This window comes from Sphingomonas sp. SphC10 (assembly GCF_057004845.1).
Genome location: NZ_CM168044.1, coordinates 3,536,985 through 3,548,752, shown reverse-complemented (window position 1 = coordinate 3,548,752; position 11,768 = coordinate 3,536,985). Strand labels below are relative to the sequence as shown.

The 11,768-nt window shown below is 67.0% G+C and carries 12 protein-coding genes; 6 read left to right on the top strand and 6 right to left on the bottom strand.

Annotated features, from left to right (window positions below):
• Window positions 1-37 precede the first annotated feature (37 nt).
• Both atpA and ACWKSV_RS16450 read right to left on the bottom strand, forming a co-directional pair.
• Window positions 38-1,567 carry a F0F1 ATP synthase subunit alpha gene (atpA, locus tag ACWKSV_RS16455; RefSeq protein WP_056430575.1) on the bottom strand — a complete coding sequence of 510 codons (1,530 nt, stop codon included), beginning with the start codon at window positions 1,565-1,567 and terminating at the stop codon, window positions 38-40.
• Between the two features lie 7 nt (window positions 1,568-1,574).
• The gene (locus ACWKSV_RS16450; protein WP_076717911.1) at window positions 1,575-2,144 is read right to left on the bottom strand and encodes a F0F1 ATP synthase subunit delta; all 570 of its coding nucleotides are present in this window, start codon (window positions 2,142-2,144) and stop codon (window positions 1,575-1,577) included.
• A gap of 221 nt (window positions 2,145-2,365) precedes the next feature.
• On the opposite strand from ACWKSV_RS16450, the gene ACWKSV_RS16445 reads away from it, so the two are divergent.
• Window positions 2,366-3,208 carry a bifunctional transcriptional activator/DNA repair enzyme AdaA gene (locus ACWKSV_RS16445; protein WP_076715000.1) on the top strand — a complete coding sequence of 281 codons (843 nt, stop codon included), beginning with the start codon at window positions 2,366-2,368 and terminating at the stop codon, window positions 3,206-3,208.
• Between the two features lie 97 nt (window positions 3,209-3,305).
• Here the strand turns inward: ACWKSV_RS16445 and murI are convergent, their stop codons facing one another.
• Complete coding sequence (gene murI, locus ACWKSV_RS16440; RefSeq protein ID WP_076714998.1) at window positions 3,306-4,103, bottom strand: glutamate racemase; 798 nt, start codon at window positions 4,101-4,103, stop codon at window positions 3,306-3,308.
• A 103-nt stretch (window positions 4,104-4,206) separates the two neighbouring features.
• On the opposite strand from murI, the gene plsY reads away from it, so the two are divergent.
• The 4 genes from plsY to topA all read left to right on the top strand — a co-directional run bounded on the left by plsY (window position 4,207) and on the right by topA (window position 9,178).
• Window positions 4,207-4,812 carry a glycerol-3-phosphate 1-O-acyltransferase PlsY gene (gene plsY, locus ACWKSV_RS16435; protein WP_056430584.1) on the top strand — a complete coding sequence of 202 codons (606 nt, stop codon included), beginning with the start codon at window positions 4,207-4,209 and terminating at the stop codon, window positions 4,810-4,812.
• Window positions 4,805-5,884: a DNA-processing protein DprA gene (dprA, locus tag ACWKSV_RS16430; protein ID WP_076714996.1), complete on the top strand. Its 1,080-nt coding sequence runs from the start codon at window positions 4,805-4,807 to the stop codon at window positions 5,882-5,884. The genes plsY and dprA overlap by 8 nt, the downstream gene beginning before the upstream one ends.
• Window positions 5,881-6,384, top strand: a complete 504-nt coding sequence (locus tag ACWKSV_RS16425) for a GNAT family N-acetyltransferase (RefSeq protein WP_076714995.1) — start codon at window positions 5,881-5,883, stop codon at window positions 6,382-6,384. Before dprA ends, ACWKSV_RS16425 begins: the two co-directional genes overlap by 4 nt.
• 190 nt (window positions 6,385-6,574) lie before the next feature.
• Complete coding sequence (topA, locus tag ACWKSV_RS16420) at window positions 6,575-9,178, top strand: type I DNA topoisomerase (protein ID WP_076714993.1); 2,604 nt, start codon at window positions 6,575-6,577, stop codon at window positions 9,176-9,178.
• Window positions 9,179-9,338: 160 nt separating this feature from the next.
• Here topA and ACWKSV_RS16415 read toward each other — a convergent pair whose 3' ends face one another.
• The 3 genes from ACWKSV_RS16415 to panC form a co-directional block, all read right to left on the bottom strand.
• A complete protein-coding gene (locus ACWKSV_RS16415) occupies window positions 9,339-9,578 on the bottom strand; it encodes a hypothetical protein (RefSeq protein ID WP_156884175.1) in 240 nt (79 codons plus the stop codon).
• A 71-nt stretch (window positions 9,579-9,649) separates the two neighbouring features.
• Window positions 9,650-9,955, bottom strand: coding sequence for a hypothetical protein (locus ACWKSV_RS16410; protein WP_056430602.1), 306 nt, complete (start codon window positions 9,953-9,955; stop codon window positions 9,650-9,652).
• 75 nt (window positions 9,956-10,030) lie between these two features.
• The gene (panC, locus tag ACWKSV_RS16405; protein ID WP_076714989.1) at window positions 10,031-10,876 is read right to left on the bottom strand and encodes a pantoate--beta-alanine ligase; all 846 of its coding nucleotides are present in this window, start codon (window positions 10,874-10,876) and stop codon (window positions 10,031-10,033) included.
• Between the two features lie 75 nt (window positions 10,877-10,951).
• Here panC and ACWKSV_RS16400 point away from each other — a divergent pair, with 75 nt between their 5' ends.
• On the top strand, window positions 10,952-11,767 hold the full coding sequence (locus tag ACWKSV_RS16400; protein ID WP_056430607.1) for a division plane positioning ATPase MipZ: 816 nt from the start codon (window positions 10,952-10,954) through the stop codon (window positions 11,765-11,767).
• Window position 11,768 lies beyond the last annotated feature (1 nt).

Here is an 11,768-nt window from a genome sequence, read left to right as displayed (position 1 = left end):
ACCCTCTCCCCCGAGGGGAGAGGGCTTACATGCCGTCTTACGCGAAGATCTTCGCGAACTGGTCGAGCGCGGCCTTGAGCTTGCCCTTGGCCTCGTCGCCCAGATCCTTGGTGTCGCGGATCATCGCCAGCACATCGGCGTGATCGTTGCGCAGATAGGCGAGCATCGCCGCTTCGTAGCGGACGACCTGCGCCACCGGCACGTTGTCGATATAGCCGTTCGTGCCTGCGAAGATCGACGCGGTCTGCTCCTCGAAGGGCAGCGGCGAGAACTGCGGCTGCTTGAGCAGCTCGGTCAGGCGCGCACCGCGGTTCAGCAGCTTCTGCGTCGAGGCGTCGAGATCCGAGCCGAACTGCGCGAAGGCGGCCATTTCGCGATACTGGGCCAGCTCCAGCTTGATCGAGCCCGACACCTTCTTCATCGCCTTGGTCTGCGCGGCCGAGCCGACGCGGCTGACCGACAGGCCGACGTTGATCGCCGGGCGGATGCCCGCGAAGAACAGGTCGGTTTCGAGGAAGATCTGGCCGTCGGTGATCGAGATCACGTTGGTCGGGATGTAGGCCGACACGTCGCCCGCCTGGGTCTCGATGATCGGCAGCGCGGTCAGCGAACCGGCGCCGTTGGCGTCGTTCATCTTGGCCGCACGCTCGAGCAGACGGCTGTGCAGATAGAAGACGTCGCCAGGATACGCTTCACGGCCCGGCGGACGGCGCAGCAGCAGCGACATCTGGCGGTACGCGACGGCCTGCTTCGACAGATCGTCGAACACGATCAGCGCGTGCATCGCGTTGTCGCGGAAATACTCGCCCATCGCGGTGCCGGTGTAGGGCGCGAGGAACTGCAGCGGGGCGGGCTCCGACGCGGTCGCGGCGACGACGATGGAATATTCCATCGCGCCATTCTCTTCGAGCGTCTTGACCAGCTGCGCCACGGTCGAGCGCTTCTGACCCACGGCGACGTAGATGCAGTAGAGCTTCTTCGACTCGTCGGTGCCGGCGTTGACCGTCTTCTGGTTGATGAAGGCGTCGATCGCGACGGCCGACTTGCCGGTCTGGCGGTCGCCGATGATCAGCTCGCGCTGGCCACGGCCGACGGGAACGAGCGCGTCGATCGCCTTCAGGCCGGTCTGGACCGGCTCATGCACGCCCTTGCGCGGGATGATGCCCGGTGCCTTCACCTCGACGCGGCGACGCTCGGTCGCCTCGATCGGGCCCTTGCCGTCGATCGGGTTGCCCAGACCGTCCACGACGCGGCCCAGCAGGCCACGGCCGACCGGCACGTCGACGATGGTGCCGGTGCGCTTGACGGTGTCGCCTTCCTTGATCTCGGCGTCCGAGCCAAAGATCACGACGCCGACATTGTCGGCTTCGAGGTTGAGGGCCATGCCCTGCACGCCATTGGCGAACTCGACCATCTCGCCCGCCTGGACATTGTCGAGGCCGTAGATGCGCGCGATGCCGTCACCGACGCTCAGCACCTGGCCGGTCTCGCTGACCTGGGCCTCGGTGCCGAAATTGGCGATCTGGTCCTTGATGACCTTGGAGATTTCTGCGGCGCGGATATCCATGGGAACGTCAGCCTTTCATCGCGCTGGCGAGCGCATTCAAACGGGTGCGGATCGAGCTATCGATCATCTGGGAACCGATGCGGACGACAAGCCCGCCGAGCAGGTCGGGATCGACCGACAGGTCGACCGACACCTCGCGGCCGACGCGGGTGCGCAGCTGCTGCTTCAGCTCGGCGACCTGCCCTTCCGTCAGCGGGTGGGCGCTCGTCACTTCGGCCGCGACCTCGCCGCGATGGCGGCTGGCCAGCTGGCGGAAGGCACGGATGATCTGCGGCAGCGCCGAAAGGCGCCGATTCTCGGCGAGGACGCCGAGGAAATTCTTGGTCACCCCGTCCAGACCCAGCGTGTCGGCGACCGCCAGGATCGCCTTGACGGCGGCCCCGCGCGCCACGACCGGGCTCTTGGTCAGCGCAGCCAGATCCTTATCGGCGGCCAGCGCATCGCGAAGGGTCACGAGGCTCGCCTCGATCGTGTCGATCGAACGGCGCTCCGCGGCCGTTTCGAACAGCGCGAGCGCATAACGTCCACCCAGGCTCGCCTGGATGCCGCCTGTGCCGCTTATAGTACCGCCGGACATCTCCACGGATGCGAATTCCTCGAACAACGAACGGGTTGGCCCCATGGGGAACGGGGCGCGAAAAACGCGCCTCCGATGGGTTGGCGGGCGGTTAGCATCGGGAACCTTTGGATGCAAGCTGCGTGGCACATGTTATGACAGGTTGGTGACGCAAGCGTGAGAGCTTTGGCCGCAAGCCGTGGGATGAAAGCCACAATGGATTTTGCCACAATCGTCCGGCCATGACCGACACACCGCCCGCCCCTGCCCGCGACGCCATCGACCAAGACACCGCCTGGGCCGCCTTCGTCGCGCGCGACCGGTCCTCCGACGGCCGGTTCGTCGTCGCGGTGAAGACGACGGGTATCTACTGCCGCCCGAGTTGCGCGGCCCGGCGCCCCAGACGCGAACATGTCCGGTTCCTGGACAATCCACAGGCCGCGCGTGCGGAAGGGTTCCGCGCCTGCCTGCGCTGCCTGCCCGATACGGTGACGCGCGACCGGCAGGCGGTGGCGGCGGCGATCGCCCTGATCGAGGCGGCCGATGCCCCGCCGTCGCTGGAAACGCTGGCGGCGCAGGTCGGCTATGCCCCGCATCATTTCCACCGGCTGTTCAAGCGCGCGACCGGGGTGACGCCCGCCGCTTATGCCAGGGCGCGTCGCTCCGCCCGTGCCGCGCAGGCGCTGGCCGCCGAAGCCAGCATCACCGCCGCACTGTACGAGGCGGGCTATGCCGCCCCCAGCCGTTTCTATGCGGACAGCGACCAGCGGCTGGGCATGGCGCCGGGACAATGGCGGCGTGGCGGCGAAGGGGTGAGCGTCGGTTGGACCATCGCGCCTTCGCCGATGGGGCCGCTGCTGGTCGCGACGACCGACCGGGGCATCGCCCGGATCGCCTTCGAGGAGGACGAACAGGCGCTGGTCCGGTCGCTGCCCGCCGCCGATATCCGCCCGGCGGAGGAACCCCGACGCGGCCAGATCACCCGGATCGTCACCGCGACCGACATTCCCGACCCGCAGCTTGCCGAACCCGCGCGGCGTACCGCCTTTATCGAGGCGGTGTCGCGGGCGCTGCTGGGGGCATGACCGATCGGGAGTTCGTACGTCATCTACGCCTCGACTTGGCTTGGGTTAGCTGGGCTTGGCGCGCGCGCCTCGTCCGTTCAATGCGAACGAAGGGCCATCAAAGAGCTTCGATCCGCGTGAACCCCCGCGCCGCCAGCCCGGGCGCCAGCGCATGTTCCCGGTCGCCGAGCCGCGTGAACACCGCCACGCCCTCGCCCGCCGAGGCGGGCCAGTCCTGTCCCTCTGTCAGGAACGCGATTCGCCGTGCGATGCCAGGCCCGCCGTCGACGAAACGCATCGGTCGAGGGGCCGCCGCCGCCAGTTCGGCCTCGACCAGCGGGAAATGGGTGCAGGCATTGACGATGACGTCGATGGCGTCGCCGCCCTCTTGCCCGAACAACCCGCCCAGCACCGCCGCAAAGGCTCGGGAGGACAGGGACTCGCCACGCAGCTTCGCCTCGGCCAGTTCCACCAGTTCGGCCGAGCCATGCCGGACCACCCGACAATCGCCGGCAAAGCGCGCCGCCAGTTCGTCGACATAGGCCTGTCGCACCGTCGCGCGCGTGCCCAGCACGCCGATGGTGCGCGTCTCGCTCATCGCCGCCGCCGGTTTGATCGCAGGCACCGTGCCGACCACCGGCAGGTCCAGCGCCGCGCGCACGGCGGGCAGTGCGATGGTCGAGGCCGTGTTGCACGCGATCACGATCAGGCGCGGCCGATACCGCTCCGCCAGCCGCCCTAGCAGCGCGGGGACCCGGCCGGCAATCTCCGCCTCGGTCTTCTCGCCATAAGGAAAGCCCGCACTATCGGCGACATAGACGAAGGGCGCGGTCGGCAAGGCGGCGCGTGCAGGCCCCGCGATCGACAGCCCGCCCACACCGGAATCGAAGAACAGGATGGGACGCGCATCGCTCATCCCCGCCTCATAAGCGCCGTGCGCGTCCGAAACCAGAGCCGCGCCAGATTGGACAGGCCAGCACGCATGTTCTATGTCTGTCCCGGAGCACAGGGGAAGACTATTGCCGACCGAAATCATCTGGGGGCCGCCGACCTGGGCCTTGCTGATCGGCTATCTGCTGGGGTCGATTCCGTTCGGCATCATCCTGACCCGCGCCGCTGGGGCGGGTGATCTGCGCAGCATCGGGTCGGGCAATATCGGCGCGACCAATGTGCTGCGCACCGGCCGCAAGGGACTCGCTGCCGCGACGCTGATCCTCGACATGCTGAAGGGTGTCGCCGCCGTATTGCTCGTCCGGCACTGGCTGCCCGGTGAGGAAGTGCTGGCGGCGGCCGCCGCATTCGTCGGGCATTGCTACCCGATCTGGCTGAAGTTTCGCGGGGGCAAAGGTGTCGCGACGTTGATGGGTGTCGTCACCGCGCTCTACTGGCCGCTGGGTGTCGTCTATGCGGTCGTCTGGTTGGGCCTGCTCGCCACCATCCGCATCTCGGCCGTGGCAGGGATGACGGCGGCGGTCAGCGTACCGCTGGCGGCGGCGGCGATGGGCCGGTTCGATCTGGTGCTGCTGCTGATCGCACTCGCACTGATCGTCGTCTGGAAGCATGGCTCGAATATCGAGCGCCTGCTGGCCGGGACCGAACCCCGTATCGGCAAGAAGCGTGACTGACGCCCGGTTCGCGCAGCTTCGGCTGCTGCGGACGCATGGCATCGGACCCGTCACCTGGCGACAATTGATGGCCCGATTCGGCGAGGCGCAGGCCGCGCTCGACGCCCTGCCCCATCTTGCCCGGCGCGGCGGCGGCGAAGCCCCCAGGGCCGCCGACTCGGCGGGGATCGCGCGCGAGATCGAGGCGGTCGCACGGCTCGGCGCGCGTCATGTCATGCTGGATGAGCCCGATTACCCCGCGCTGCTCGCCGAACTCGACACCGCCCCGCCCGCACTGATCATACGCGGCGACATCGGCCTGGCGCAGCGCGGCGGCGTGGCGCTGGTCGGCGCGCGCAACGCCTCGGCCGCATCGTGCCGCTTCGCACGCGGGCTGGCGCAGGACCTCGCGGCGCAGCGCGTGTCCGTCACCTCCGGACTGGCGCGCGGGATCGATACGGCGGCGCATATCGGCGCGCTCGAGGGCGGCACGATCGGCGTCATCGCCAGCGGCATCGACATCGCCTTCCCACCCGAAAACGCCCGGTTGCAGGAGGAGGTCGCCACGCGCGGCCTGCTGATCGCCGAGCAGCCGCCGGGCATGCAGCCGCTGGCGCGCCATTTCCCCTCGCGCAACCGGATCATCGCAGGGCTGGCGCAAGGCACGGTGGTGGTCGAGGCCGCGCCGCGCTCCGGCTCGCTGATCACCGCGCGGCTGGCGGGCGAGGCGGGGCGCGAGGTCATGGCGGTGCCCGGCCACCCCGCCGATCCGCGCGCGCAAGGCTGCAACATGCTGATCCGCGAGGGCGCGACACTGATCCAGTCGGCGGGGGATATCCTCGAACAGATCCGCCCCATCGACGCCCGCATGGTCCGCGCGCCCGAGAGCCGCTACACGCCCCCGCCGCCGCAGGAGGCAAGCGATGCCGATCGCGCGCGCGTCACCGATCTGCTCGGCCCGGTGGCGGTGACGGTCGACGAACTCATCCGCCAAAGCGGGCGCCCGCCGGCGATCGTCCAGACGATCCTGCTGGAACTGGAACTGGCCGGACGGCTGGAGCGCCATGCGGGCGGGCGAGTGGCGCTGACATGATCCAGACCGAACGCCTGACCCTGCGCCCCTATGAGGTCGCGGATTACGACGACTATGCCGCGATGGTTGCCGATCCGGTGGTGGTCCGCCACGCCGGTGCGCCGATGACCGGCGAGGAGGCGTGGATGCGATTGCTGCGCTTCATCGGCTATTGGTCGGTGTTCGGCCACGGGATGTTCGCCGTTCTGGATCGGACAACCGGGCAATATATCGGCGAGACCGGATTCATGGATTTCCGGCGAGAGGTCGCGCCCAGGCTGGACAGTATGCCGGAGGCCGCCTGGGTCTTCACCAGCGCCGCCCATGGCAAGGGCTATGCCTATGAGTCGGCGGCCGCCGCGCATCGCTGGATGGACGAGCATCATGCACCGCCCGCGACCCAGTGCATGATCTCACCCGCCAACCAGCAATCCATCCGGCTGGCGGAGAAGCTGGGTTATGTCCTGCACGACCGACCGCATTATCGGGGGGAGGCCATGCGCTTCATACGAGAGGTCTGAACGTGGCCTTCGACTTCGCTCAGGCTGAACGGCTGGAGGGGTATGGGGCTTTTACCCAAACCCCGTTCGGCCTGAGTGAAGTCGAAGGCCAAGCCCCGGCCCCCGCCACACCCGAGCCAACCCCGCTTGACCTCCCCCCGCCCCCTCCCCATCCTCGCGTACACACGTAAGGGACGTAGTTTTACCACTCATGCAGCTTGTCATCGTCGAATCGCCTGCCAAGGCGAAGACCATCGAGAAATATCTGGGTTCGGACTACCGCGTCCTGGCGAGCTATGGTCACGTCCGCGACCTGCCGCCCAAGGATGGCTCGGTCGACCCCGACCAGAATTTTTCGATGGAGTGGGAGAATTACGCGGACAAGGCGCGCCAACTGAAGGCGATCGCCGACGAAGCGAAGAAGGCCGACCGCCTGATCCTGGCCACCGACCCTGATCGCGAGGGCGAGGCGATTTCGTGGCACGTGCAGGAGGTGCTGAAGAACCGCAAGGCGCTGCCCGACAAGGTCGAGCGGGTGACGTTCAACGCGATCACCAAGCCCGCCATCCTGCACGCGATGCAGAATCCGCGCGAGCTGGATACCGACCTCATCGACGCCTATCGCGCGCGCCGGGCGCTCGACTATCTGGTCGGCTTCACTTTGTCGCCGGTGCTATGGCGCAAGCTGCCCGGCGCCAAGTCGGCGGGCCGCGTCCAGTCGGTGGCGCTGCGCCTGATCGTCGGGCGCGAGCGCGAGATCGAGGCGTTCCGGCCGCAGGAATATTGGTCGGTGACGGCCGATATGGAACAGGACGGCACGCCCTTCGTCGCGCGCCTCGTCCAGTGGGAGGGCAAGAAGCTCGACCGCCTGTCGATCGGTAACGAGGGCGACGCGACCCGCGCCAAGGCCGATGTCGAGGCGGGCCGTTTCCAGGTCCAGTCGGTCGAGACCAAGCCCGCGACGCGCAACCCGCCGCCGCCCTTCACCACTTCGACGCTGCAACAGGAGGCCGCGCGCAAACTGGGCTTCTCGGCCGATCACACCATGCGGATCGCGCAGCAGCTCTATGAGGACGGTGCGATCACCTATATGCGTACCGATGGCGTCCAGATGGACGGGTCGGCCATCTCGGCGGCGCGCAAGGCCGTGGCCGAGCGCTATGACGGGTCTTACGTCCCCGACAAGCCGCGCATGTACCAGTCCAAGGCGAAGAACGCGCAGGAAGCGCATGAGGCGATCCGCCCGACCGATTTCAGCCGCGACCGTGCCGGTTCGGGCGATCATGGCCGCCTCTACGACCTGATCTGGAAGCGCGCGCTGGCGAGCCAGATGGCCTCGGCACGGATGGAGCGCACCACCATCGACATGGCCGACGGCACCGGCCGCCATACCTTACGCGCCACCGGCCAGGTCGTGCTCTTCCCCGGCTATCTGGCGCTGTACGAGGAAGGCCAGGACGACAGCCAGGACGAGGAAGCCCGCCGCCTCCCCCGCCTGCGCGAGGGCGATGCCCCCGCCAAGAAGGAAGTGAAGGCCGAGCAGCACTTCACCCAGCCGCCGCCGCGCTTCTCCGAAGCCTCGCTGGTCAAGCGGATGGAGGAACTGGGCATCGGGCGTCCGTCCACCTATGCCTCGATCATCAAGACGCTGAAGGACCGGGCCTATGTCCGCGTCGAGAAGAACCGCTTCTTCGCCGAGGAGAGCGGGCGGCTGGTGACGGCGTTCCTTGAGCGCTTCTTCGAGAAATATGTCGGCTATGACTATACCGCCGAGCTGGAAGAGGAGCTGGACGACGTGTCCGGCGGCCGTGCCCAGTGGCAGGCGGTGCTCGACGCCTTCTGGCGCGATTTCAAGCCGCGCACTTCGGAAGTGATGGAGCAGCAGCCCTCGGCGATTACCGCCGAACTGGATCAGTTCCTGGCACCCTATCTGTTCCCCGAAAAGGCGGATGGATCGGATCCGCGCCTCTGCCCCAATTGCGGCGAGGGCAAGCTCGCCCTTCGTGGTGGCCGATTCGGCGCGTTCATCGCCTGCTCCAACTATCCGGAGTGCAAATATACCCGCCGATTCGCCCAGGGCGGCGAAGGGGCTGGCGAGGATACCGGGCCGGAAACGCTCGGCCAGGACCCCGAAACCGGCCTTCCGGTCGAGCGCAAGTCGGGGCGGTTCGGCCCCTATATCCAGCTGGGCGAAGGCAAGGACGCCAAGCGCGCTTCCATCCCCAAGGATGTCGATCTCGATCTGGAATGGGCATTGAAGCTGCTCAGCCTGCCGCGCACCATCGGCAACCACCCGGAAACGGGCGAGCCGATCACCGCGTCGATCGGGCGTTACGGCCCCTATCTGGCGCATAGCGGCAAATATGCGCGCCTTACCTCGACCGCCGATGTGTTCGAGACGGGCATGAACGCCGCCGTGGTCAAGCTGGCCGAAGCGGCGGCGGGCGGCGGACGTGCCGCGCGGGGCACTGCGTCGCGCGAGCCGCTCAAGGTGCTCGGCAAGCATCCGCGCACCGAGGCGGAGATCAAGCTGATGGAAGGGCGCTACGGCCCTTACGTCACGGACGGCGAGACGAATGCGACCATCCCCAAGACGGTCGACAAGGATCAGCTGACGCTGGAAGAAGCCGCGCAATTGATCGATGCGCGCGCGGCGGCCGCTCCGGCACGCAAGAAACCCGCGAAGAAGGCGGCGGCGAAAAAGGCGCCTGCCAAGGCCAAGGCAACGGCCGACAAGAAGACCGCCGAGAAGAAGGCACCTGCCAAAAAGGCACCTGCCAAGAAAGCCCCGGCAAAGAAGGCGAGCGAAGCCTGAGTCGAATATGATCCCGTGAGCTGATCCCGGCCCGCCCCGTCCGGGCAGATCAGCGCGCGGCGGTCCGCCGGTTCAGGCCGCGTCTATCCGGCGCTTTTCACCAAACCTGGTGGCGGTTGACATATCAAGGGCAGTCTCGACGCCCGATATATGTCGCGCCTCAGGAGTTCGTCTGCTCCACCAATGGCAAGAGCTTGGCGAAACCTCGACGAAAGAGCAGCGCGACGGCCAATCCGATGATTCCGGCCAGTGACCGGCCATGAGAGCTATTGGCCACCATCCAGCGCGGCAAGCCAGCATAGCGTTCGAGCATGATCGTTACGGACAGGCTGACGGCTATCGTGACCACAAGGTGAACGGCGAGACGCCAAAAGCTGACGGTCACCTTGCCATCGCTCACGCCTTGTTCCGTCATCGTCCCACACATCCCGTCATCACGACCACCAATAGTCATGCTGCGTTAGCGTGGTGTCAGGCCGCGCGCATCTGTGGCATGTTGCCGTAAAGGAAAGCGCGTGCCTGGCGCTGCGCCTCGGCGATCTCGCGCGCGGTCATGTCGCCCGCCACTTCGGCGCGGGCGATCTGCGCCGGCAGGAAGCCCGCGACCGCCGCCAGGTTGAACCATTTGTGCGCCTCGACCAGGTCCAGGCGCTTGCCCCCCGAGCCGGTCGAATAGGCGACCCCCAGGTCGTACATTGTCGCACCATCGTCGGTCGCCACCTGATCGGCGAACCGGCTTTCCATCAGGAATTGTGCGGATTTGCTGCTATTGGCCATATCCTGCCCCTCTGTTCGGACCCCCTCTGCGTCCGACACTGGGTCTATGGCCATAACGGTCACAAATTGGTTAACTCATGACAGGTCGGTGACAGCGATATTATCGATCAGTCTGGTTGATCCCATACGTGCAGCGGCCACCAGGCGGCGCGGGCGCTCTACGGTGCAATCGAGTGAAAGTGTTACCGCGTCGACCAGCTCGACATAATCGACTTCGAACCCGGCAGAGGTCAGGGTCGCGCGGGCATCGCCCAAAACGGTCGCTGCGTCCTCGCCCCGCCCGATGGCCCGGGCCGCGACACCCAGCGCGCGCGGCAGCGCGACCGCCTTGGCCCGCTGTTCCTCGTCGAGATAGATGTTGCGCGACGAGAGCGCGAGGCCGTCATCGTCGCGCTGGGTCGGCACGCCGACCACGTCGATGGGGAAGTCGAGGTCGGCGACCATGCGGCGGATCACAGCCAGCTGCTGGAAATCCTTCTCGCCGAAATAGGCCGCGTCGGGGCCGACCTGGTTGAACAGCTTGGCGACGACGGTGGCGACCCCGTCGAAATGGCCCGGGCGCGATGCGCCCTCCAGCCCTTCGCTGACGCCGTCGACGCGGATCGAGGTCGCATGGCCCTCGGGATACATCACCTCGACGCCGGGCATCCACAACAGGTCGCAGCCCGCCTCGGTCAGCATGCGGATGTCGGACTGTTCGCGCCGGGGATAACGGCCCAGATCCTCGCCCGCGCCGAACTGCTTGGGGTTCACGAAGATCGACGCCACGACCTTGGTGCCCGGCCGCTTCGCCGCTTCGACGAGCGCGATATGCCCGGCGTGGAGCGCGCCCATGGTCGGCACCAGCGCCACGCGCGCGCCCTCGGCACGCAACGCGGCGAGTGCCTCTACCAAGGCTTCGCGATCCCGAATGACTTGCACTGATTTTACCCCTCGTTCCCCACGCCGAGGGCTTCTATGTAGGGTGGCAACGGGGATCAATAAGGAAGCGACGAGTTGCCGGAACGGCTATCTTCAACGCACGTGATTGTCTTTGCCAATGAAAAAGGTGGCACAGGCAAATCGACGACGGCGGTTCATGTGGCGATCGCGCTGGCCGCCAAGGGCGCACGCGTGGCGTGCCTCGATCTGGATCATCGCCAGCGGACGGTGGGCCGCTATCTCGACAATCGGGCCGAGACGATCAAGCGCACCGGGCACAAGCTGCCCATGCCGGCCCATGCGACTCATACCAGCCAGACCGAGGAAGGGTTCGAGGAACTCTGGTTCGGTCTGTCGCAGGATGCCGATTTCCTGATCGTCGACACGCCGGGCCGAGACGATCATTTCGCGCGGACGGCGGCGGCCCTGTCCAACACGCTGGTCACGCCGATGAACGACAGCTTCGTCGACTTCGACCTGATCGGCCAAGTGGACCCGGAGACGTTCCAGGTGACGCGTCCCAGCTTCTATTCGGAGCTGATCTGGGATGCGCGCAAGCAGCGGGCGCGCGCCGACGGCACCACCATCGACTGGGTCGTGCTGCGCAACAGATTACAGCATATCGAGGCGCGCAACATGCGCCGCGTGTCGGATGCGCTGACCGACCTGTCGCGCCGCGTCGGCTTTCGCGTGATCCCCGGCCTGGGCGAGCGCGTCATCTATCGTGAGATGTTCCCCAACGGCCTGACCATGATCGATGCCAAGGAATTCGGCGCGATGGGCCTGGGCCATGTCGCCGCGCGTCAGGAACTGCGCGAGATGATGGCCGCGCTGCAGCTGCCCGAAGGCGGAGCGGAAGCAGGAGCCAAAGAGGCAGACGCCGCCGCATGAT

Coding starts and splice junctions, on each gene's coding strand:
- ACWKSV_RS16410 (WP_056430602.1), bottom strand. CDS start 9,955: ATGGCCAATAGCAGCAAATCCGCACAATTCCTGATGGAAAGCCGGTTC.
- murI (WP_076714998.1), bottom strand. CDS start 4,103: ATGAGCGATGCGCGTCCCATCCTGTTCTTCGATTCCGGTGTGGGCGGG.
- ACWKSV_RS16445 (WP_076715000.1), top strand. CDS start 2,366: ATGACCGACACACCGCCCGCCCCTGCCCGCGACGCCATCGACCAAGAC.
- topA (WP_076714993.1), top strand. CDS start 6,575: ATGCAGCTTGTCATCGTCGAATCGCCTGCCAAGGCGAAGACCATCGAG.
- atpA (WP_056430575.1), bottom strand. CDS start 1,567: ATGGATATCCGCGCCGCAGAAATCTCCAAGGTCATCAAGGACCAGATC.
- ACWKSV_RS16450 (WP_076717911.1), bottom strand. CDS start 2,144: ATGTCCGGCGGTACTATAAGCGGCACAGGCGGCATCCAGGCGAGCCTG.
- ACWKSV_RS16425 (WP_076714995.1), top strand. CDS start 5,881: ATGATCCAGACCGAACGCCTGACCCTGCGCCCCTATGAGGTCGCGGAT.